The sequence below is a fragment of the Embleya sp. NPDC025285 genome (assembly GCF_055558835.1).
This window is the reverse complement of sequence record NZ_JBVHLU010000020.1, coordinates 53399-74837: the sequence shown is the minus strand read 5'-3', so window position 1 is coordinate 74837 and position 21439 is coordinate 53399. Positions and strand designations below refer to the sequence as shown.

At 70.9% G+C, this 21439-nt stretch carries 17 protein-coding genes; 11 read left to right on the top strand and 6 right to left on the bottom strand.

The genetic code is table 11. The features are described from left to right. Positions 1-107 precede the first annotated feature (107 nt). Together ACZ4FV_RS15960 and ACZ4FV_RS15955 are read left to right on the top strand one after the other, a co-directional pair. Complete coding sequence (locus tag ACZ4FV_RS15960; RefSeq protein WP_465322791.1) at positions 108-1457, top strand: M20/M25/M40 family metallo-hydrolase; 1350 nt, start codon at positions 108-110, stop codon at positions 1455-1457. Between the two features lie 93 nt (positions 1458-1550). Next, complete coding sequence (locus ACZ4FV_RS15955; protein ID WP_465322790.1) at positions 1551-3089, top strand: YfcC family protein; 1539 nt, start codon at positions 1551-1553, stop codon at positions 3087-3089. Positions 3090-3139: 50 nt separating this feature from the next. On the opposite strand, the gene ACZ4FV_RS15950 is transcribed toward ACZ4FV_RS15955, so the two are convergent. Both ACZ4FV_RS15950 and ACZ4FV_RS15945 read right to left on the bottom strand, forming a co-directional pair. Next, complete coding sequence (locus tag ACZ4FV_RS15950; protein ID WP_395871472.1) at positions 3140-3331, bottom strand: DUF397 domain-containing protein; 192 nt, start codon at positions 3329-3331, stop codon at positions 3140-3142. Further along, complete coding sequence (locus ACZ4FV_RS15945; protein ID WP_395871470.1) at positions 3328-4146, bottom strand: helix-turn-helix domain-containing protein; 819 nt, start codon at positions 4144-4146, stop codon at positions 3328-3330. Before ACZ4FV_RS15945 ends, ACZ4FV_RS15950 begins: the two co-directional genes overlap by 4 nt. Positions 4147-4260: 114 nt before the next feature. Here ACZ4FV_RS15945 and ACZ4FV_RS15940 point away from each other — a divergent pair, with 114 nt between their 5' ends. The 3 genes from ACZ4FV_RS15940 (at position 4261) to ACZ4FV_RS15930 (ending at position 7357) form a co-directional block, all read left to right on the top strand. Continuing rightward, positions 4261-4503, top strand: coding sequence for a hypothetical protein (locus tag ACZ4FV_RS15940; RefSeq protein ID WP_395871468.1), 243 nt, complete (start codon positions 4261-4263; stop codon positions 4501-4503). Between the two features lie 265 nt (positions 4504-4768). Continuing rightward, the gene (locus ACZ4FV_RS15935; RefSeq protein WP_395871466.1) at positions 4769-5062 is read left to right on the top strand and encodes a hypothetical protein; all 294 of its coding nucleotides are present in this window, start codon (positions 4769-4771) and stop codon (positions 5060-5062) included. A gap of 375 nt (positions 5063-5437) precedes the next feature. Continuing rightward, positions 5438-7357, top strand: a complete 1920-nt coding sequence (locus ACZ4FV_RS15930) for a glycosyl hydrolase (protein ID WP_465322788.1) — start codon at positions 5438-5440, stop codon at positions 7355-7357. Between the two features lie 126 nt (positions 7358-7483). Here the strand turns inward: ACZ4FV_RS15930 and ACZ4FV_RS15925 are convergent, their stop codons facing one another. Both ACZ4FV_RS15925 and ACZ4FV_RS15920 read right to left on the bottom strand, forming a co-directional pair. Beyond that, positions 7484-9976, bottom strand: a complete 2493-nt coding sequence (locus tag ACZ4FV_RS15925) for a family 1 glycosylhydrolase (RefSeq protein ID WP_402232682.1) — start codon at positions 9974-9976, stop codon at positions 7484-7486. Then, complete coding sequence (locus ACZ4FV_RS15920; RefSeq protein ID WP_395871460.1) at positions 9973-10665, bottom strand: TetR/AcrR family transcriptional regulator; 693 nt, start codon at positions 10663-10665, stop codon at positions 9973-9975. Before ACZ4FV_RS15920 ends, ACZ4FV_RS15925 begins: the two co-directional genes overlap by 4 nt. Before the next feature lie 84 nt (positions 10666-10749). Between ACZ4FV_RS15920 and ACZ4FV_RS15915 the strand changes: the two genes are divergently transcribed. The 5 genes from ACZ4FV_RS15915 to ACZ4FV_RS15895 all read left to right on the top strand — a co-directional run bounded on the left by ACZ4FV_RS15915 (position 10750) and on the right by ACZ4FV_RS15895 (position 17700). Further along, complete coding sequence (locus tag ACZ4FV_RS15915) at positions 10750-12090, top strand: DUF3089 domain-containing protein (RefSeq protein WP_402232685.1); 1341 nt, start codon at positions 10750-10752, stop codon at positions 12088-12090. Between the two features lie 207 nt (positions 12091-12297). Next, positions 12298-13824 carry an ABC transporter substrate-binding protein gene (locus tag ACZ4FV_RS15910; protein ID WP_402232688.1) on the top strand — a complete coding sequence of 509 codons (1527 nt, stop codon included), beginning with the start codon at positions 12298-12300 and terminating at the stop codon, positions 13822-13824. An 8-nt stretch (positions 13825-13832) separates the two neighbouring features. Then, a complete protein-coding gene (locus ACZ4FV_RS15905) occupies positions 13833-14771 on the top strand; it encodes an ABC transporter permease (RefSeq protein ID WP_465322787.1) in 939 nt (312 codons plus the stop codon). Continuing rightward, positions 14768-16816, top strand: a complete 2049-nt coding sequence (locus tag ACZ4FV_RS15900; RefSeq protein ID WP_465322786.1) for a dipeptide/oligopeptide/nickel ABC transporter permease/ATP-binding protein — start codon at positions 14768-14770, stop codon at positions 16814-16816. The genes ACZ4FV_RS15905 and ACZ4FV_RS15900 overlap by 4 nt, the downstream gene beginning before the upstream one ends. Continuing rightward, positions 16804-17700, top strand: coding sequence for an ATP-binding cassette domain-containing protein (locus ACZ4FV_RS15895; protein ID WP_465322785.1), 897 nt, complete (start codon positions 16804-16806; stop codon positions 17698-17700). Before ACZ4FV_RS15900 ends, ACZ4FV_RS15895 begins: the two co-directional genes overlap by 13 nt. Before the next feature lie 79 nt (positions 17701-17779). On the opposite strand, the gene ACZ4FV_RS15890 is transcribed toward ACZ4FV_RS15895, so the two are convergent. Both ACZ4FV_RS15890 and corA read right to left on the bottom strand, forming a co-directional pair. Further along, entirely contained in the window at positions 17780-18223 is a 444-nt protein-coding gene (locus ACZ4FV_RS15890; RefSeq protein WP_395871449.1) for a MarR family winged helix-turn-helix transcriptional regulator, read from the bottom strand. A gap of 106 nt (positions 18224-18329) precedes the next feature. After that, positions 18330-19406: a magnesium/cobalt transporter CorA gene (gene corA / locus ACZ4FV_RS15885; RefSeq protein ID WP_395871446.1), complete on the bottom strand. Its 1077-nt coding sequence runs from the start codon at positions 19404-19406 to the stop codon at positions 18330-18332. A gap of 427 nt (positions 19407-19833) precedes the next feature. Here corA and ACZ4FV_RS15880 point away from each other — a divergent pair, with 427 nt between their 5' ends. Further along, the gene (locus ACZ4FV_RS15880) at positions 19834-21087 is read left to right on the top strand and encodes an aspartate aminotransferase type Ic (RefSeq protein ID WP_465322784.1); all 1254 of its coding nucleotides are present in this window, start codon (positions 19834-19836) and stop codon (positions 21085-21087) included. Positions 21088-21439: the final 352 nt, after the last annotated feature.

Sequence of the window (21439 nt, the reverse complement as noted above, 5' to 3'; positions counted from 1 at the left end):
CATGCGGGTACCGCGTGCCGGATCGGTCCGGATCGTCCGGTTCGGGCCAGCATGGGCCGGGAGACGCGATCAGTGGACCGTACCCGGCGCGGCCAAGGAGCACGACGATGGACGAGTTGACCACACGGGTCGACGGCATGCTCGACAACCTGTGCGACGACCTGCGGCGACTCACCCGGATTCCGTCGATCGCCTTCCCGGGGTATCCCTCGGAGCCGGTGACCGAGGCCCACGACCTACTGGTCGAGCTGCTGCGCGAGGCCGGCGTGCGGGATGTCGGCGCGTTGCGGCTGCCGGACACCGCGCCGGTGATCACCGGCCACATCCCGCCGCCGCACCCGGACGCGCCGACCGTGCTGCTGTACGGGCACTACGACGTACAGCCCGCCGGCGACGAGACGTTGTGGACGACGCGGCCGTTCGAGCCGACCGACGTCGACGGCGCGATCCACGGGCGCGGCGCGGCCGACGACAAGTCGAACCTGATCGTGCACCTGGGCGCGCTGCGCGCCTTCGACGGGCGTCCGCCGGTGGGCATCCGGATCGTGTTCGAGGGACAGGAGGAGTACGGCAGCGAGTTCGACGACTACCCGCAGGCCCACCCGGACGAGTTCGCCTGCGACGCGATGGTGATCGCCGACATGGGCAACATCCGCCCGGGCACCGGCACGCTGACCGTCGCGCTGCGCGGGGTGGTCGAGGTGATCGTCGAGGTGCGCACCCTCGAAGAGGCCAAGCACAGCGGCAACTTCGGCGGCGCGGCCCCCGACGCGCTGCTGGTGCTGCTGCACGCGCTGTCCGCGTTGCACGACGCGAAGGGCGACGTCACGGTGCCCGGTCTGCGCCGCGAGCAGTGGTCGGGCGGCGGCTGGAACGAGGACGAGTTCCGCCGGCTTGCCGGCATCCGCGACGGCATGCCGCTGATCGGCACCGGGAACCTCGGCTCGCGCCTGTGGTCGGGACCGGCGATCACGGTGACCGGCCTCGACGCGCCCTCGGTTGCGAAGGCCGCGTCCGCCGTGGTGCCGGCCGCCCGGGCGAAGCTCAACATGCGCTGCCACCCGGCCCAGGATCCGGCCCAGGCACAGCGTCTGCTGATCGAGTTCCTGGAGGGCCTGCGGCCGTTCGGGGTACCGCTGACGGTGACCCAGGCCGGGGCGCCCGGGTCCGGGTTCGCCGCGGCCACCGACGGGGTGGCCTACCAGGCGGCGCACGAGGCGCTGCGCACCGCGTGGGGCGCGGAGCCCGTACACGCGGCGGCGGGCGGGTCGATTCCGCTGGTCAACAGCCTGGCGGCGGCCCAACCCGGCGCGGAGATCCTGCTGTTCGGGGCGCAGGACAGCATGTGCAACCTGCACGGGCCCAACGAACGGGTGTTGGTGAGTGAACTGCGCGACGCGGTGGTGGCGGAGGCCGCGTTCTTCACCGCGTACGCCAAACGGTTCCGGCGCGGCTGAGCCGCGGAGCACGACTGCGGTTGTCGTTCGGGCCGTTCGTGCGGTGCCCGTTGACCCACCCCCGTAGCCACCAGCACTCGCAAGGAGCAGCGTGTGAGTACCGATCAAGCCCCGGCCGAGGCCGAGGACGAGGCACCCCCGCCCAAGGGCGGGTTCCGCTTTCCCAGCGCGCTGACGGTGCTGGCGATCGTGACGCTCGCGGTGTGGGCGCTGACGTTCGCGATCCCGGCCGGCGAGTACGAGCGCGGCGAGGACGGCAAGCCGGTCGCGGGCAGCTACCACCACATCAAGTCGCCGGAGGACTTCGTCCAGCGGCTCAACGACCTGTTCCTGTCGCCGGTCAACGGCTTGTACGGGATCAAGGACCCGCAGAGCGGTCAGGTCACGCCGGACAACTCGGGCGATCTGTACGGCAGTGCGGCGGTGTTCCTGTTCGTGCTGGCGATCGGCGCGTTCATCACCGTGGTGTTCGCGACCGGCGCGCTGGATCGAGGCATTGCCCGGCTGGCGCACCGACTGCGCACGCGCGGTGCGGTGTTGATCGCGGCAATCATGACGGTGTTCGCGATCCTCGGCTCGGTCGAGGGCTTCGCCGAGGAGACGCTCGGGTTCTACGGCCTGATCGTGCCGTTGATGCTGGCGCTGGGCTACGACCGGATGGTGGCTACCGGCACGATCATCCTGGGTGCGGGCGTGGGCGTGTTGTGCTCGACGGTCAATCCGTTCGCGACCGGCGTCGCGTCGTCGGCGGCGGGGATCTCGCTGGGCGACGGGATCGTGTTGCGGCTGGCGATGCTGATCGTGCTGACCGCGGTGACCATCCTGTACGTGGTGCGGTACGCCCATCGGGTCAAGGCCGATCCGTCCCGTTCGCTGGTCGGATTCCTGCCGGGGGACCGCGAGGCGGCGGAATCGGCGGCCACCGGCAGCGAGCCGCCGCCGCTGACCCGTACGCATCAGCTGGTCCTGGTCGCGGTGACCATCACCTTCGTGTTCATGATCTTCTCGATCATTCCGTGGGCGCAGGTGCTCACCGGCGAAGCGGACGCCACCCCGTACGGCTGGGAACTGGACTGGTCCTTTGCCCAGTTGGCCGCGCTGTTCATCGTGGCGGCGGTGATCGTCGGGGTGTTGGCCCGGCTCGGCGAGAAGAAGCTGGCGGAGACGATCATCCAGGGCGCGGCCGACTTCATCTCACCGGCGCTGATCATCATGTTGGCGCGCGGGGTCACCGTCATCATGAACAACGCGCAGGTCACCGACACGGTGCTGCACTCGATGGAGGGCGCGGTCTCGGACGCCTCCTCGGCGCTGTTCGGCGTCCTGATCTTCTTGGTGAACCTGCCGATGGCGTTCCTGATCCCGTCCACGTCGGGGCACGCGACCTTGGCGATGCCGATCCTGGCGCCGCTGGCCGACTTCGCGGATGTGCCGAGGGCGTTGGTGGTGACGGCGTGGCAGTCCGCGTCGGGGTGGATGAACCTGTGGGTGCCCACCACTGCGGTGATCATGGGCGGCGTGTCGCTGGCCAAGGTCGGCTATAACCAGTACCTACGGTTCGCGGCACCGTTGCTCGGGATCTTGTTCGTACTGATCTGCGGGTTCCTGGCGTTGGGTTCGGGGTTGTCCTGACCGGGAGGCGACGGGCCCGGCACGCACGGGCCCGTCGGCGACCGGTGACGTCAGGCACGCAGCGACGCGGTGAGGGCGGTCCACGAGGCTGCGCCGATTATGAGGTGGCCGATGCCCGGGGCTTTGCTGTCCCGGACGGGGACGAGCGTGGCGGCGACGCCGACCTCCACGCAGTTTCCGCCTGCTTGGTTGCTGTAGGAGGACCTGCGCCAGTCGACGGATTGGTATGCGGGCCTGGTCATATGTCCCCTGCCATATATTCGAGCATTTCCAGCGAGAGTACCGGCGGCAGGGCAAGCTGTTGAACGCGTCCGAAGGATGTTTCGTACCGTCGGACATCGGCCGGATCCTCGTACAGGCGACCGTAATCTGCGCCTTCCGTGTAGGCCGCCTCGGAGCCGTTGGGAAGCGTCAACATCGAGAGCGAGCCGCCCATCGAAGGATGCTCTCCCTCCGCGAAGCACAGTACGTGCACCGTGATCTCGGGCAGGTTTGCCATGGCCCGCAGGTGCCGAAGTTGGGTCACCATGATTTCGCGACTGCCGACCGGCCGCTGTAGGACCGACTCATCAAGGATCACCGACAGGCTCGGAGCGTCGGTGCTCTTCAGGCGCTTCTGCCTCGCCAATCTCAGGCGGACCTGCCTTTCAGTTTGCTCCGGATCCAACACGGTCCGCAGAAGGGCGCGCGCGTAGTCCTCCGTCTGGAGCAGTCCTGGCACGGCATGCGCTGCGTACTCCCTGATTTGGGTCGCCTTCTCCGCCAGTTCCATGAACCGCGCCACCCAGTTCGGGAAGCTCTCGCGATCCAGGTAGCCCCAGAGGTCGATCAACAACCCCTCCGCTCCCAGGACTTTGTCCAGGTCTGCCGCCTGTTTCTCCGTCGGAGGATGGCCCAAGGCGCGTTCGATCTGCCCGATGCGTGAGTAGTGCATTCGGTCGGCAGCGTGGCCCAGCTCTGTCTGTGTCATCCCCCGGGCCGTGCGCAGCAGGGCGACGCGTCGTCCGAACAGAGCAGCGAACGACGAGCCGGGGTTCATCTCGGCGACCAAGATCATCCGTTCTTAAGTCTCGAACCTTAAAAACTTGGGGCCTTTGCACCATAGTTCCGCGTGCCGATGCTTGTTCACAGAGTGGCCGAATCAGTACTGGCGGCAACCGAGAGGACAGGTATGCCCACTCCCCAGAGCTATCCCGAAGACCCCCGTGAGTGGACCACGGACGACGTGGCCCGTTTCTGGAAAGCCAACGCCAAGCGCGCCGTCCGTTGCGAACTCTCCGGCCGAATCGGCACGTTCGCCGCCGTCATCAGCCTCCAGGCGTTCGTGCGCCTGCCCGGCGGCACCGAGTTCCGCACCCATTGCGGCAACCTGCGGGTGCTGGAGGAGGCGGGGCGCGATGTATCGCGAGGGTGACTGGGTGGAACCGGCCAACGAGGCGGTGTGCCGGGTGCGTCACCCCGGACAGATCCTGATGGCGCAACCCCTCCCCGACGGGCACCAAAGGCTCACGGTCCAACCCCCGGGTGGCCGGATCGCCTGGGCGATGCCCTCAGACAGCGTGCGCCCGGTCCAACCCCCGGCCCGGCCCGCCCCCTGAACCGCCGCACCGCAGTCACTGGCCTGGCTGCGGTGCGGCCCCGCCTCCCACGCGCGGGAAGACCGAATCGGAGGTACGCCGATGAATGCGCACGACGCACTCGGCCGCATCGGCCACAAGGTCAAACACAAGGACGAGAGCCTGCGAACAACCCACCCGCCCGGCGAAATCGAGCACATCGACCCGCACACCGCCCAGGCTCACATCCAACCCTTCGACCCGACCCGCCCCCTATGGATCGCCCCCCTCGCCCACCTCGTCCCGGACGACGCCATCTGGTACCCGAGCGACGGCGCACCCCCCGCCAGATCCAAGCCCTTCCCCATTCCCCCCGGCACCCGAGCCCCACGCAGCTACGGCTGCTACCGCCTTTGACGCCCCCGCGACCATCAGCTCGCATCACGAGGAGCCGGCGGTATGCGCATCCCAGTCATTCGGCGATTGCACCTTCGTTCGCCCCTCGGAACAAGGTCCGGCCGCATCGGCGGTTGTGGTCGCCGGGGCCGGATCGGCTCCAGGTTCCTCGGTGCGGGAGCCGGCCATGCGGCGAAGCAGGGCGGTGACCGGCGCCGTCCGCCGACGCCGACGGCACCGGTGGACGGCCTGGCGCCCACTCCCACGCCGCCCACCGGGCTGCTCCCGTGGCAGGCGCGAGAGAGGGCTACTCTTCGTGCGATCGTGAAGATCACGAACCACGGGGGTGGCGAACGCATGGGATCACGATGGCGTGGCTGGACGGCCGTACTGGCCATGACATTCACCGCAGGCTTCGCGGGGGTGCCCGCCGCGCGCGCTCATTCGACGGATCCCAGTGATCCGCAGGCGAGTACGGCGACGCGCGACGTGCGGGACTGGTTGGCCCATCTGCCCAACCGGGCGCAGAACCGGGTGGTGTCCGGGCAGTTCGCCGGGTACAGCGGGAAGACCTTCTCGTTGGCCCAGGTGAATGAGCTGAAGGCGCAGACCGGCGCGAATCCGGGGCTGTTGGGCTGCGACTACGGGCACGACGGAAACACCATCGACCACACCTGCAACGCGACCTTGAAGGACTGGTCGGCCGCCGGCGGACTGGTCACGGTCAGCGCCCACTTGCCCAATCCCGATCAGCCGGACTGGAACGGGCTGTTCACCAAGTTGCCGACCTTCGACCGGCTCACCGACCGCGGCACCGGCACGGGACAGCGTTGGCACGCGGAGCTGGATCGGGTCGCCGAGGGTCTGCGCGAACTCGCCGCCGCGAACGTGCCGGTGCTGTTCCGGCCGCTGCACGAGATGAACGGCGACTCGTTCTGGTGGAGCGCGCAGGACCCGCAGACCTTCGCCGAGGTGTGGCGGGACATGTACACCTACCTGACCGACGTCAAGGGCCTGCACAACCTGCTGTGGGTGTACGCGCCGGACTGCAACTACGGCAAGCGCTCGTCCTACTACGCGGGCGGCGCGTACACCGACGTGGTCGGCCTCGACTGCTACGTCCGCGAGCCCGCGGCGGTCCAGGGATACGACGAACTGGTCTCGCTGGGCAAGCCGTTCGCGTTCGCCGAGATCGGTCCGCGCAGCGGTGCCGGTGGTTCGATCGACGCGCCGCTCGACTACGGGAAGTGGATCCAAGCGATCCGCACCCGATTCCCGGCCACCGCCTACTTCATGGCGTGGAACGACCAGTGGCGTCCGACCGCCAACACCGGCGCGGGCCGACTGATGACCGACCCGTGGACGATCGTGCGCGGCGAGATCGCGACCGCGGCGCGCACCGAGGGCGCACCCGCCCCGGTCGGCACACCTGTTCCGCTCGCCGACTTCGAAACCGACACCCAGGGCTGGGGCGGTTATCGCGTGCTCGCCGGACCGTGGTCGGTGGCCGAATGGGCCGCGCAGGGCAGCCGATCCCTCAAGGCGGACATCGACCTCGCCGCACCGGAGGCTTACCTGAACCGGGTCGCGCCACGCGACCTGTCCGCCTACCGGGCGCTGACCGCTACCGTGCGCACCGCCGAGTGGGGCGACCATGCAGCCGGTACCACCGCCAAGCTCTACGTGCGCACCGGCGCCGGGATGACCTGGTACGACGGGGGAGCGGTCCGGATCGGCCCGGACGGCGCCGTGTTGCGCCTGGACCTCGGTCGGGTCACCGACCTGCGGGACGTACGCGAGATCGGCGTGCTGTTCACCTCCGCACCGGGCGCGAGCGGACGAACAGCGGTGTACGTGGACGATGTTGCCGCGATCGCACCGCCGACCGTGGTGTCCGGCTTCGAGTCCGGGACGGACGGCTGGACCGGATACCTGACCGGCACCGCGCCGGCGAGCAGCGCCGAATGGGCGAGCGAGGGCACCCGCTCGCTGCGCGCCGAGATCGACCTGGCGGCACCCGAGTCCTACCTGAACCGCCGGGCCGTCCTGGACCTGACGGGACGTCGGGTACTCGCCGTCACGGTCCGTTCCGGCGCCTCGGGCGGCACCGCCAAGCTCTACGTGAAGACCAGCGCCTCGAACACCTGGTACGACGCGGGTGCCGTCCCGCTAAGTCCCGAACCCCGCACACTCACCCTCAACCTGGCCGCCGTGGGCTCCCTCCACGACGTCCGGGAGATCGGCGTGCAATTCGAGCGCCGGAACGGCGGGTCCGGCACGGCTCCGATCTTCGTCGACGAGGTCACGGTGCGCTGATCGGGCGCTGAACGGGCGGCGATCGGGGGTTGATCGGGCGCCGATCGGCCGCTTGCGGGCCGAACCCGGGACCGGCGCGCCGGTGCGTCGGTCCCGGGGGTGCGGGGGTGTGCCGACGGGGCGCGGTCAGGCGGGTTCGGTGGCGCGCTCCGGCTCCGGTGCCCCCGATGCCTCGGCCTCGCCCGTCGCCTCGGCGGCCTGCTTCGCCTCGACCGCCCGTTCCACCTCGGCCAACCGGTCGAGCAGGGCCGGCGGCAGCGGGCCGACCAGGGTGCCGGCGAAGGCGTGCCGCAGGGCGGCGGCGCGCATCTCGGCGACCAGGGTCTGGGTGACGGTGCCCGGGACGACCCAGCCGCCGTGCAGGTGGCCGAGTACCCGCATGCCGGCGGCGGGCACATCTGCCGCGCGCAGCCGGGCCAGGTACTCCTCGGCCTGGTCGCGCAGCGGGTCGTGTTCGGCAACGAAGATCAACGCCGGGGCCAGCCCCGACAGATCGGTGCCGTGCAGCGGCGAGACCAGCGGGTCGGTGGCGTCGGCGGAGTCGGCCAGGTAGTGCCGGGCGAATATGTTGAACTCGGTGGGCGTCAGGCCCGGTTTGCGCCGTGCGCCGGGCACGACCGGCTCCTCCGCCATCGGAGTCAGGTCGACGGCGGCGGCGTCGAGCACCTGGAGGCTGGGCTGCGGCAGACCCCGATCGCGCAGCGCCAGGCACATCGCGGCGGCGAGGTTGCCGCCCGCACTGGCGCCCCCGATGGCCACCTTGGTCGCGTCGATGCCCAATGCGGCGGCGTTCTCCAACAGCCACGCGTAGGCGGCGAGGCAGTCCTCCAGCGGGGTGGGGAAGGGATGTTCGGGGGCGAGCCGGTAGTCGACGTTGACCACGGCACACGGGACGAGCGAGGCGACCGGTCCGCACTCGGCCTCGGCGGTGTCCAGATTGCCCAGCACCCAGCCGCCGCCGTGCAGGAAGAAGTAGGCAGGCACCGGGGTTTCCGGCTGCTTGGGTCGCAACACCCTTACGGCGATGGTGCCGTCGGTGACCGGCACCCGGTGCTCGGTGACCTCGAGGTCGGGTCCGTACGGGAACTTGACCAGGGTCATCACGGCGGCCGACTGCGCGCGCCGCACGTTCAGGTCGGCGCTCTCGGGCTGGGCCCCGGCGGCGACACGCTCCAAGAGCCGGCGCACGGGCGGGTCGATGATCATGGGCTTCTCCTTCGCTGAACCGGCCGTCGAGCCGGGGTCGGTGGGGACACGGGCGGTGCTCTCGGTGCCGCGATCGATGCCGGTCGCGGCACCGCGCCCGGCGCCGTTCTCGACCTCGGGCGGCCCATCGGTCTGGGCATCCCGCTCGTGCAGGGCGTCGATCCGCCCGGTGGTGATCACCCGCCGATAGGCGCGTGCGCTGGGGCGGACGATCCGGCGCAGGTCGTCGTCGCGGTCGATGCCGACCAGCCCGAAGCGGGGCCGATAGCCGTGCGTCCACTCGAAGTTGTCGAACGCGGACCAGTGCAGATAGCCGCGTACGTCCACGCCGTCGGCGAGCGCGGCCCGTACCGCCCGCAGGTGGCTGTCCAGATAGGCGACGCGCTCGGTGTCGTCGGTCGTGGCGATGCCGTTCTCGGTGATGTAGATCGGCAGACCGGTGACCTTGCCGGCCTGGCGGAGCATCTCGGTCAGGCCCCCGGGGTAGACCTCCCAGCCCATCTGTGTCGTGGGCGCGCCCGGCGGCGCGTTGCCGAGGTCGGAGTGCTCGGCGGCGGCGTCCGCCCGGGCCCGCGTGTAGTACTGGACGCCGACCCAGTCGCCGGGGTCGGCGGTGTCGCGCAGGTGCTCCAGGTGCCGCTGGACCAGCACGTCCCGGAACCAGTCGGCGAGTTCGGCGTCCCGGGGGCTGTCCGGGTCGGCCGGTTGGATGAACGGGAGTTGCAGGCACACGCCGGACCGGGTGTCCGGCGAGGTCGCCCGCAGTGCGGCCACCGCGGCGTCGTGCGCACGCATCAGCGTGTGGTTGACCGCGACGGTCTCGCCCCGATCGCGGTGCCCGGGTGGGTGGTTGCCCTTGAGATAGCCGTTGAACGCGACGATCTGCGGCTCGTTGATCGTGCACGCGAACGGGATTCGATCGCCCAGGCGTCGCCCGACCTCCTCGGCGAAGGCGCCGAAGACCTCGGCGGCGTCGTCGGCGAGCCAGCCGCCGCGCGCGGCGAACCAGCGCGGCAGGGTGAAGTGGTGCAGCGTGACGAACGCGGTGATGTCGTGCCCGCGCAGCCCGTCCAGCACCCGGGCGTAGTGGTCGAAGGCGGCGAGGTCCCACACCCCGGGCCCGAGGGCCAGCCGGGACCACTCGATCGACAGGCGGTGCGCGTTGTGCCCGAGTTCGGCCAGCAGCGCGATGTCGGTGGGCCAGCGCTCCCACTGGGCGATCCCGGGACCGCTGACCTCGGCGGTATGTCCGGCGTTCTCCCAGTCGACCCAGTCGTTGGCGCCCTGACCGCCCTCGACCTGATGGGCCGCGGTGGACGCGCCCCACAGGAAGTCGGCCGGGAAGTCCCGAACCGGGAAGTCCGCTACCGGGCAGCCGTGTTCCGCGAGGTCCCGTGCGCCGGGTGTACTCATCCTTGTACCTCCTCCTCGGGTGTGCCGGCGGTGACCGGCTCGGTGTCGGCGGCCAGGTCCCGGATCAGGGTTCGCGAGTACTCCTCGATGCAGACGACGAGGTCGACCATCTCGGGGTCGAGCAGCCACTGCGAGGCGATGCCGTCCAACGTCGCGAGGATCTCGATCGCCTTGAGCTGCGGGTCGACGTCGGGGCGCATCTCCCCGCCGTGCTGGCCGTCGCGGATCATCCCGGCGACGACGGTGCGCATGTCGCGGTAGCGGCGTACGAAGAAGTCGTGTTCGGGGTCGCCCGGGTCCAGGTTCTCCGCGAGCAGCACCGCGAAAAGCTTGGCCAGGCCCGGCTGGTCACGGTTGCGGTGAGCGAACGCGGGCATCTCGCGCAACGCCTGGAGCCCGCCCACTTCGGCGATGTCCCGGGCGAACGCCTGGCTTTGCAGGTCCCGGTGCTCCACCACGGCACGGAGCAGGCCCTGCTTGCTGCCGAAGTGGTAGAGCAGGCCGGGTTCGGTGATGCCGACGCGTTGGGCCACTTCCGTCATGCCGGTGCCGCGGAAGCCGGCGCGGGCGAACAGCTCGGACGCGGCGGCGACGATCTCCCGCCGCCGTTCGGCGCCCTTCGCGGTGGCCGCCTTGGCCGCCCGGGCGCGGCCGACGGTGGGTTTACGTGCATCCGAATTCTCAGTCACATCGCCACTCTAGATTATTTACTTAGTTGTTAGTAAGTTCCTTGGAGTCGAAAGTCCACGACATCCTGGATCGGAGCTCACGCCATGAGCAGATCGAGACTCGTCCTCGCGTTGGCCGCGCTGACCCTGACCCTGACCGTCGCACCGACCGCCTCCGCCGGGGGTGGGCAATCGGACAAGAGCCTGACCAGCCCCCTGGCCGAGACGGTCTGGCTGTGTCGACCCGGCCTGCCCACCAACCCCTGCAACCAGGACCTCGCCGGCAATCCGCAGACCCCCGGACCCGGCGGCGCCTTCACAGCGCGTTACTTCAACGGGGCGACCACCACCCTCGACGCGACCGCCGTGCACCCCGACGGCTCGCGCACCCCCGAGCCCTTCGCCGGCCCCACCGACCCCCAGGTCGACTGCTTCTACGCGTACCCCACCATCGATCTGCTGCCCAACCCGCTGCTGCGCCTGGGTTCGCTGCCGCCCATCCCCTCGAACAGCGAACTCGCCGGCACCCTGATGCAACTCGGCCGATTCACCGACACGTGCCGCGTGTTCGCCCCCGTGTACCGACAGGCGTCGCTGACCGAACTCCTGGTCGGCGGCTTGGGCATCCCACCGGACGCCGAGACCGGGTCGATGGACGTACGCGACGCCTGGCGCGACTACTGGGCCAACCACAACACCGACCCGGTCACCCACAAGCGGCGTGGCGTGGTCATCCTCGGCCACTCGCAGGGCACCGGCGTGCTGACCCGGATGATGCAGCAGGAAATCGACGGCAACCCGGCCGTGCAGGACCGGTTGGTGTCGGCAGTGCTGCTCGGCGGCTACATCCAGGTGCCGATCGGCGGCACCCAGGGAGGCGGCAACGATTCCGCGTCCACCTTCCAACGCATCCCCACCTGCGTCCGGTCCGGACCCCAGGCGCCGATCCCGACGGGGTGCGTGGTCGCCTACAACGGCTACGCACTGCCCGACGGCGGACCGTTGCCCGCCGGATCCGCCTTCGGGCGCTCCACGGTGCCCGGTCACCGGATCGCCTGCGTCAACCCGGCCGCACTGCTGCGCGGCGCACCCGCCGACGGCGTGACGCCAGTGGACATGTACATGCCGACCAGACGGCTCGTGAGCGGCAACTGGCTCAACCCGCGCGGCCACCTGGGTCACCTGCTCAGCTCGTACGACCTGGCCGACGACCCGTCCGGCTACACCCGATATCCGAACAAGGTGAGCGCGCGCTGCGCCTTCACCCAGGACTCGACCGGCACCGCGAGCTGGCTCGATGTCACGGGTGGTGACGGCCTGTTCCCTCAGGCCGGCCTGTCCGCCGTGCTGGGCACCCACACGGTCGACTACAACCTCGCCATGGGCGACCTGTCCGCCCTGATCAGCGCGCAGGCGAGCACCTGGCGCGCGGCCCACCCCGGCTAGCCGCACCCGAGAAGAACACGCGGTCGACCGCCGAGCGCACCCGTACCCGGGAGCCGCTCGGACGGTGATTCGAGCATGCCGCAAAAGTCGGCCGAAATGCCCGGCAGCCATGGGGTCGGACCCGCAGCGGCCACCATTTCGGCCGACCCATCGGATCGAAGAATTCGATTTCCGAATTCGTCCCGCGAATTCGACTAAGGACCAGTCATGACCATCCTGGGACGCCGCCGCGTAGCGGCCCTCGCCACCGCCGCCCTCGTGGTGACCGCCGCCGCCGGTTGCGGTGGCTCGAACACCTCGAAGTCCACCCGCGGCAAGACCCTGACGCTGGCCGCTGCGGCCGACGCGACCAGCCTGGACCCGGCCAAGGGCGCCGGCGGCAACGGACTCGCCTACCTGCAACCGCTGTACGACTCGCTCACGACGGTCAATCCGGACCAGAGCGTGGGCCCCGGACTGGCCTCCTCGTGGGCCTACACCGACCCGGAGCGCCGACACCTGCGGATGACCCTGCGCGAGGGCGTCACCTTCTCCGACGGCACACCCTTCGACGCGACCGTGGTCAAGCAGAACCTGGAACGCACCGCCGCCGCCAACGGCCCGTCCTCGTTCGCCGTCGCCGCGATCGCCGGCATCACCGTGACCGGGCCCACCGTGGTCGAACTGGCCCTGAAGACCCCGGACCCGTCGCTGCTGTACAACTTCGGCCTGGTCGCCGGGATGATGCTCAGCCCGACGGCCTTCGGCGACGCGAACGCGCAACCGGTGGGCAGCGGCCCGTACATCCTGGACACCGCGCACACCACTCGCGGCGACCGCTACACCTATACCCGCAACCCGCGCCGCCAGGACCACGCCGCGTACCCGTTCGAGAAGATCGTGATCAAGGCGATCCCGGACACCAACGCCCGCACCACCGCGCTGCTCACCGGCCAGGCCGACGCCGGACTCGGTGCGCCCGCCCGGATGGACGCCGCCAAGCACGCCGGGCTCACCGTCACCCGCCAGCCCGGCCAGGTCACCGGCATGTGGCTGGTCGACCGCGAGGGCAAGGTCGCCCCGCAGCTCAAGGACGCCCGGGTGCGCCGGGCGATCAACCACGCGATCGACGGCCCCGGCATCCTCAAGGCGATCATGGCCGGCGTCGGCAGCCCCACCACGCAGATGTTCGCCGCCGGATCCCCGGCCTACGATCCGGAATTGGACCGCGCCTACCCTTACGATCCGGCCCGGGCCAAGCAGTTGCTCGCCGAGGCGGGTCTCGCCGACGGCTTCAAGCTCACCCTGCCCAGCGAGAACGCGTTCGTGCCCGCGCTGTACCCCGTGCTGGCCGAGCAGTTGAACCAGGTCGGGATCAAGGTCGAATACACGCCGGTCAGCACCAACCAGCTCTCCCAGCAGTACTTCAGCGGCCGTTTTCCGGCGTTCATGTACGTCTGGGGCACGTCACAGAACTGGATCGACGCGTTCGCGCTGTTGTCCCCGGCGATGCCCACCAACCCGTTCAAGGTGGCCGACCCGGTGATCACCGACCTGCTCGCGCGCATCGCGACCTCCCCCGACGACGCGCAGGGCCCGCTGTACCGGCAACTCAACACCCACGTCGTCGAACAGGCTTGGTTCGCACCGCTGTTCCGCGGTGACAACGTGCTCTTCTCGGCCAAGTCGGTCAGCCTGAGCAACCGACCCGGGCAGACGTTCATGTCCTTGACCGACTACAAGCCCGCCTCCTGAGCCGCGCGATGATCGGCTTCCTCGCCCGACGTGTGCTGTCGGCCGTCGTCCTCCTGCTGGTGGTCTCCGCGCTGACCTTCTTCCTGATGGACCTGCTGCCCGACCCCGGGCAGGGCATCCTCGGTGTCTCCGCGACGACCGAACAACTCGACGCCAAGAAAGCCGAGTTGGGCCTGGATCGGCCGGTCGTGGTGCGCTGGCTGGACTGGCTCGGCGCCGCCGTGCAGGGCGATCTGGGCACCTCGTGGACCACCGGCCTGGACGTGAGCGACTCGATCGGCACCAAGTTGCCGGTGACCCTGTCGCTCACCCTCACCGCGACGCTCGTGTGTGCGCTGCTGGGCATCGGCCTCGGGCTGTTCGCGGCGATCCGGCGCGGCGCCGTGGACCGTTCGGTGCACATCCTGGCGGTGGCCGGCTTCGCGGTGCCCGGCCTGTGGGTGGGCATCCTGCTGGTCACGCTGTTCGCGGTCCGCCTGGAGGTACTGCCCGCGACCGGCTACGTGCCGTTCGCCGATTCCCCCGGCGACTGGGCACGTTCGCTCGTACTCCCGGTGGCCACGATCGCGGTCGCGGGCGTCGCGGCGATCGCCCAACAGACCCGCAACGCGGTCGCCGAGGTACTCGAACGCGACTACATACGCACCCTGCGCAGCCGCGGACTGCCCGCCCGGCGGGTGCTGTTCGTGCACGTGCTGCGCAACGCCACCCCACCCGCGTTGACCGTGGTCGGCCTGCAGTTCATCGGGCTGCTCGGCGGCGCTCTCGTCATCGAACAGATCTTCGCGCTGCCCGGCCTGGGCTCGTTGGCGATCGGCGCGACCTCGCAATCGGATGTACCCACCGTGCAGGGGGTGGTCCTGGTCAGTGTCTGCGTCGTGGTCACCGTCAACCTGGTCGTCGACCTGGCGACCGGCGCGCTCGATCCGAAAGTCGGCATGCGATGAACGACAACCAGACCCCCTCGGTCGCCCCGACGACCGCCGTGCTCCCGGCGCCGGCCCCGGCGGCCGGCGTCGAACCGGCCCCCGGCGCACCCGCACCGCCCGCACCGCCCGCCGCGCCCCGCCGGCGCGGCCCCGCCGGGCGCTTCGTCCGGGACCCGGTCGCGGTCACCGCCGCGGCCGTCCTGCTGCTCGTCGTCGTCACCGGCGCGGGTGCCGGCCTGATCGCCGAACACGGTCCGAACAGCGCGGCGTTGGACGCGGTGTTGGCCGACCCGTCCGGGAAGCACCCGCTGGGCGGCGACGGTTCCGGGCGCGACGTGCTCAGCCGGCTGCTGTACGGCAGCCGGACCAGCCTGCTGGCCGGCTCGATCACCACGTGCGTCGCGCTGCTGATCGGCGTCCCCACCGGACTCGTCGCAGGCTACGTCGGCGGCTGGTGGGACGCGGTGTCGAGCTGGGTCGCCAACGTGTTCCTCGCGCTGCCCGGCATCGTGGTCCTGCTCGCCCTGGTCGCGGTGCACGGCCCCGGCCTGGCCGTGTCGATGATCGTGCTCGGCGTGCTCACCGCCGCGCCGGTCTTCCGCCTGGTCCGCGGCGAGGTGCGGCGCGTGCGCGGCGAACCGTACGTGGACGCCGCGCGTGTCGCGGGCCTGTCCGATCTGCGGATCATGCGGCGACACATCCTGCGCGTGGTGCGAGTCCCGATCATCACCCAGGCGTCGCTGATCTTCGGCCTGGCCATGATCATCGAATCCGGCATCGCCTTCCTCGGCCTCGGCGAGGCCGACCGGGCGAGTTGGGGTGCGATGCTGGGCGACGCCTCCACACACGTCTACGACACCGCCCTGCTGTCGGTGTGGCCCGGCGCGGCGATCACGCTGACCGTACTCGCGGTCACCCTGTCGGGCGCGGGCCTGCGCGACGCCTTCGGCGAGGTGCCCCGGCCGGTCCGGGCGCCGCGCCGGCGGGCGATCCGAGGGGCGGCGCGCGGACCGGGCCGCGCCGCCGGGGCGGCGTCGGCCGGGGTGGCGGCGCCGGCGGGCACGACGACGGTCGGCACCGACGTACTGCTCGCGGTCGAAGGACTGCGGGTGGCCTACCCCACCCCCGACGGCGAGGCCGCCGTCGTCGACACGGTCACGCTCACCGTGCACCGGGGCGAAATCCTGGGCGTGGTCGGTGAATCGGGATGCGGCAAGACCCAGACCGCGCTGGCCGTGCTGCGCCTGCTGCCCGCGGGCGGCGCGATCCGCGCCGGCCGGGTCGAGTTCGACGGGCAGGATCTCGCCACGCTGTCCGAACGCGGCGTCAACGCGCTGCGTGGGCGCCGGATCGGCTACATCCCGCAGGACCCGATGTCCAACCTCGACCCGAGCTTTCGGATCGGCAGCCAACTCACCGAGCCGCTGCGTGCCCACCTCGGCCTCTCCCGCGACGCCGCCCGCCGACGCGCGCTGGAACTGCTGGACCGGGTGGGCATCACCGACCCACCCCGGGTGTTCGACGCCTATCCGCACCAGATCTCCGGCGGCATGGCCCAGCGCGTGCTGATCGCGTGCGCCGTCGCGTGCGAGCCCGACCTGCTGATCGCCGACGAGCCCACCACCGCGCTCGACGTCACCGTCCAGGCCGAGATCCTCGACCTGCTGCGATCGCTCCAGCGCGAGCACGACATGGGCGTCGTACTGGTCACCCACGACCTCGGCGTGGTCGCCGACCTGTGCGATCGGGTCGCGGTGATGTACGCGGGCGAGATCGTCGAGACGGCGACCTCGGCGGATCTGTTCGCCCGACCGGCCCACCCGTACACGGCCGCGCTGTTGGCCGCGATCCCGCCCGCCGAGGGCGGCGCCGACCGGGGCCCGCTGCGCACCATCCCGGACCGGGTGCCCTCGGTCCGGGACCGGCCCACCGGTTGCCGATTCGCGCCGCGTTGCGCGTACGCCGCACCCGAGTGCGCCGTCCACCCGCAACCGAGCAACCACGGAACCGGCGCGGTGCGCTGCGCCCGGGTGCAGAACGAGGTGATCGCATGGACACGTTGAGGCGGGAATCCGATGCGGCGGCGTCGAACGGCACGAAGTCCGTCCCCGATCCGCTCCTGCGCATCGCGAACCTGGTGGTCGAATACCGCACCGCCGGCCGGCGCAAGCCGCCGCTGCGGGTGCTGCACGAGGTGAGCCTGGACGTGCGTCCGCACGAAACCGTGGGTCTCGTCGGCGAGTCCGGCTCGGGCAAGACCACCCTGGGCCGTGCGGTGCTCGGCCTGGTCCCGGTCGCGGCCGGCACGATCGCCTTCGACGGGAGCCGGATCGACGGCCTGACCCGGCGCGCCCGACGCGCGCTGAGCCGGGACATCCAGGTGATCTTCCAGGATCCGTACGGTTCGCTGAACCCGTCGATGACCATCGGCGACATCCTCACCGAACCGCTCACCGCCGGGCGCACGCACACCCGAGCCGCCGCCCGGGCCCGGATCGGTGAACTCCTGGACGCGGTGGGCCTGCCGACGGACACGGCGGACCGGCTCGCCCGCGAGTTGTCCGGCGGGCAGCGCCAACGGGTCGCCATCGCCCGCGCCCTCGCGCCCGGGCCGCGCCTGATCATCTGCGACGAGCCGGTCAGCGCGCTGGACCTGTCCACCCGGGCCCAGGTGCTCAACCTGCTCGTCGAACTCCAGCAACGCACGGGCGTGGCCTACCTGTTCATCGCGCACGACCTGTCGGTGGTGGGCCACGTCAGCGACCGCGTCGCGGTGATGTCGAAGGGCGCGATCGTCGAATGCGACGACGCGCGGCGGATCACCACCGAGCCCGCGCACCCCTACACCCGCAATCTGCTGCTCGCCGCACCGGTGCCCGATCCGGTCCGGCAGGCCGACCGCCGGGCCGCGCGACATCGGCTCGCACGGGAGGGCGCGGCGCGGTGATCCGCCGGGTGCGATCGAGGCGGCCGGCGCCCGGGTCGGCGCACGCGGGCATGCGGATCGCGCCCGGTGGTCGGCGGCGTCAGGCTCCTTGTTGGTGGTGCGTGAACAGTTGGGTGAGCAGGCGGGTCAAGGTCTGTCTGTCCTCGGCCGAGAGCGGTTGCAGCAGGTCGTCCTGCACCCGGTCGAGCGTGCGATTCATGCGCCGCAGTTGCCGGTGACCCGCGGTGGTGAGGGTGACCCGGTTGCGCCTTCGGTCGTCGGGGTCCGGTGTGCGCTCGACGTATCCCGCCTCGGCCAGTTCGTTGATCGCCGCCACGACGTCGCTGCGGTCCATGTTGCACCGGCGTCCGAGTTCGACCTGACTGGCCGTGCCGAACTCGTCCAGCGCGGCCAGGATCCGGTAGTGGTACCCGCGCGCGCCCACCTCCGCGAAGCCCTCGGACGCCAAGCGGTGGGCGTGCACCGCCACCTGGGTGAGCAGCCAACTCGGCTTCGCGACCATCTGCGCGGGAATCTGTTCCACGCCGGCCACGATACATCGTTGGCATAGCCAATGTTGGCCGCGCCAACGTAAGGGTCGCCATGTCCACGGCCGACGCCATGCGCGCGGGCGGGCGGCGGCGCCGGGCTCACAGCCAGTCGTTGCGGCGGAATGCCCGGAACATCACCGAACACGCGGTGACCATGACCGCCAGCACGGCGGGGTAGCCGTACGTCCACTTCAACTCGGGCATGTGCTCGAAGTTCATCCCGTAGATCCCGACGATCAGCGTCGGGACGGCCAGGATGGCCGCGATGGCCGCGATCTTGCGCATGTCGGTGTTCTGCCGGACGGTCACGCCGGCCAGGCTGGCCGAGAGTATGCCGTCCAGCAGTTCGTCGAACGCGGCCAGCCGCTCGCGGACCTGGGCCAGGTGGTCGGCGACGTCGCGCAGATAGGCGTCGAAGCCGGTGCCGACACCGGGCAGCGTGCCGCCGGAGAGCCGCTCCAGCGGCCGTGCCAGCGGCAACACCGCGCGCTTGAACTCGATCAGTTCGCGCTTGAGCTGGTAGATGCGCTCCGCGTCGTTGCTCGGCCGGGGCGCGAACACGTCGACCTCCAGCCGCTCGAAGTCGTCCTCGACCTTGTCCGCGACGCGCAGGTAGTCGTCGACGACCCGGTCGGTGATGGCGTGTACGACCGCGGCCGGTCCGTGCGCGAGCATCGCCGGGTCGGCCTCCAGCGACTGGCGCAGCTCGACCAGCGGCGGCGCGCTGCCGTGTCGGACCACGACGACGAACTTCTCGCCCGCGAAGACCATGATCTCGCCGGTGTCGACCACCTCGCTGGTCGCGGTGAGCGCGTCGTGCTCGACGTACACGATGGTCTTCAGGACCAGGAACAACGTGTCGTCGTAGTACTCCAGCTTGGGTCGCTGGTGGGCCTCGACCGCGTCCTCGACGGCCAGCGGGTGCAGGTCGAACGCGTCGGCGATGCCGGCCAGGTCCTCGGCGAGCGGGGCGTACAGCCCGATCCACACGAACGTGTCCTCGCCGGCCTCGGCCGCGTCCAGCGCGTCGCGCAGCGCCACCTTGCCCGGACGCCGCACACCCTTGTCGTAGAGCGCGCAGTCCACCACGACGGGCGCGCGCGAGGCCCCGGCGTCGGGCGCGGGGACCGCGCCGCCGCCTTGCCGGAATCGCCTGGGCGTGCGCCACGAGCTCATGGGTTCCTGCTCCCGGATCGAAAGTGTCCCCGCCGATGGTAGGCGCCGCCGACGCCTGCGGTGCGGGGAGCGGCGAATCGGTGCGGACGGATCGGTGCGAGCGAATCCTGCGGGTCCGGTGCGGGTGGGGCTTCCGGTGCGAGTGAGGTGTCCGGTGCGGACAAACACTGGCCGGAGGAACGCCCGGAGGACTGTCCGGAGCACTGGTCCCAGGAATGACCGGAGGAGCGCACAGCGGCGCCGACCGCGAAGCGGGCCGGCGGAGTGGGCAGCCGAGTCGACCTCGCGGTGAACGTGGAGTGAACGGCAAGCCCGGCCGGCAAAGGCCGCCGGCTCCGGTGCACCCCGGCGTGTTGCTAGATTGGCCCCGCCGCAAGTGACTGCGGCTTCCGCCTATTTTGGGGATCCCGTGCCGCACAGCACCACCGTGTCCATTCCGGAAATCGACCTCGCGGCCGCTCGGGCGGTGTACGCCGCCCTGGCGGCCGAGGGACTGCGCCTCGACCTCACCCGAGGCAAGCCCTCGCCGCAGCAGTTGGACCTGGTCAACGACCTGCTCACGCTGCCCGGCGGAGAGGACTTCAAGGCCGCCGACGGTACCGACTGCCGCAACTACGGCGGGCTCAACGGGCTGCCCGAGCTGCGCGCGATCTTCGCCGACCTGCTCCAGGTACCGGCCAAGCAACTGCTGGCCCTGGGCAACGCGAGCCTGACGCTGATGCACGACGTGATCGCCAACGCGCTGCTGTCCCGGGTGCCCGGGGCGGAGCGCCGCTGGGTGGACGAGCCCGAGGTGCTGTTCCTGTGCCCGGTGCCCGGCTACGACCGGCACTTCGGGGTGCTGGAGCGGTTCGGCATCGGCATGGTGCCGGTTCCGCTCACCGGCGCGGGTCCGGACATGGACCAGGTGGAGGCGCTGGTCGCCGCCGATCCGAGGATCAAGGGCATGTGGTGCGTGCCCAAGTACAGCAACCCCACCGGGGAGAGCTACAGCGACGAGACGGTGCGTCGGCTGGCCGCGATGCCGACGGCGGCCCCGGACTTCCGGCTCTTCTGGGACAACGCGTACGCCGTGCACCACCTGACCGACACCCCGGTCGAGCTGCTGTCGATCCTGGACGCGTGCGCCGAGGCCGGGAACCCGGACCGGGCGTTCGTCTTCGGCTCGACGTCGAAGATCAGCTACGCGGGCGCCGGCGTCGCGTTCGTCGGTGCGTCCGAGGCCAACGTCGCCTGGCTGACCGGGCTGCTGGCCAAGCAGACGATCGGCCCGGACAAGATCAACCAGCTCCGGCACGTGCGCTTCTTCGGCGACACCGAGGGCGTGGTGGCGCACATGCGGCTGCACCGCGACCTGCTCGCGCCGCGGTTCGAGGCGGTCTACGAGGAGCTGGAGCGCGAGCTCGGCCCGCTGGGCATCGCCACCTGGACGCGCCCCGAGGGCGGCTACTTCGTCAGCCTGGAGGTGCCGGACGGCTGCGCCGCCGAGGTGGTGCGGCTGGCCAAGGAGGTCGGCGTAGCGCTGACCCCGGCGGGTGCTGCCTTCCCCGGCGGGAACGACCCGCGCGACCACCAGATCCGGCTGGCGCCGAGCTACCCCACGGTCGACGAGGTCCGCCGCGCGATGCGAGCCGTCGCGATCTGCGTCAAGCTGGCCGCCGCCGAGGCCGCCGCAGCCTGACCCCACCCGCCCCGTCGCGCCACCCCACCGGAGTGGACCGGCGCGACGGGGCGGATGGTGCCGGTGCCTTCGGCCGGACCTGGGCTTGGGGATCGTGCTGTCGGAGCGCACCCGACCGACGGCCATCCTGATCTCGTGTCGGCGCGGCGGGAGCGCGGCCGACGCGTGCCCTCCGCTGCGACCGGGTGCCCGGCAACCTCTGCGCCGGATCGACCTCCGCCGATGGCGAGCACGACCTCGCGTCGGCACGGCAGACATACGGCCGCCGCGAGTCTCACCTGTTGCCTTCGGGAGGGCCGGGGGCTTGGTGATCGTGGCGTCGGTCGACTCCGTCGACGACGCGCGGATCTCG

What these genes read in the sequence shown, in the direction of transcription:
- ACZ4FV_RS15960 (WP_465322791.1), top strand. Translation starts at nt 108, where the DNA reads ATGGACGAGTTGACCACACGGGTCGACGGCATGCTCGACAACCTGTGC.
- ACZ4FV_RS15950 (WP_395871472.1), bottom strand. Translation starts at nt 3,331, where the DNA reads ATGACCAGGCCCGCATACCAATCCGTCGACTGGCGCAGGTCCTCCTAC.
- ACZ4FV_RS15945 (WP_395871470.1), bottom strand. Translation starts at nt 4,146, where the DNA reads ATGATCTTGGTCGCCGAGATGAACCCCGGCTCGTCGTTCGCTGCTCTG.
- ACZ4FV_RS15940 (WP_395871468.1), top strand. Translation starts at nt 4,261, where the DNA reads ATGCCCACTCCCCAGAGCTATCCCGAAGACCCCCGTGAGTGGACCACG.
- ACZ4FV_RS15935 (WP_395871466.1), top strand. Translation starts at nt 4,769, where the DNA reads ATGAATGCGCACGACGCACTCGGCCGCATCGGCCACAAGGTCAAACAC.
- ACZ4FV_RS15930 (WP_465322788.1), top strand. Translation starts at nt 5,438, where the DNA reads ATGACATTCACCGCAGGCTTCGCGGGGGTGCCCGCCGCGCGCGCTCAT.
- ACZ4FV_RS15925 (WP_402232682.1), bottom strand. Translation starts at nt 9,976, where the DNA reads ATGAGTACACCCGGCGCACGGGACCTCGCGGAACACGGCTGCCCGGTA.
- ACZ4FV_RS15915 (WP_402232685.1), top strand. Translation starts at nt 10,750, where the DNA reads ATGAGCAGATCGAGACTCGTCCTCGCGTTGGCCGCGCTGACCCTGACC.
- ACZ4FV_RS15910 (WP_402232688.1), top strand. Translation starts at nt 12,298, where the DNA reads ATGACCATCCTGGGACGCCGCCGCGTAGCGGCCCTCGCCACCGCCGCC.
- ACZ4FV_RS15905 (WP_465322787.1), top strand. Translation starts at nt 13,833, where the DNA reads ATGATCGGCTTCCTCGCCCGACGTGTGCTGTCGGCCGTCGTCCTCCTG.
- ACZ4FV_RS15900 (WP_465322786.1), top strand. Translation starts at nt 14,768, where the DNA reads ATGAACGACAACCAGACCCCCTCGGTCGCCCCGACGACCGCCGTGCTC.
- ACZ4FV_RS15895 (WP_465322785.1), top strand. Translation starts at nt 16,804, where the DNA reads ATGGACACGTTGAGGCGGGAATCCGATGCGGCGGCGTCGAACGGCACG.
- corA (WP_395871446.1), bottom strand. Translation starts at nt 19,406, where the DNA reads ATGAGCTCGTGGCGCACGCCCAGGCGATTCCGGCAAGGCGGCGGCGCG.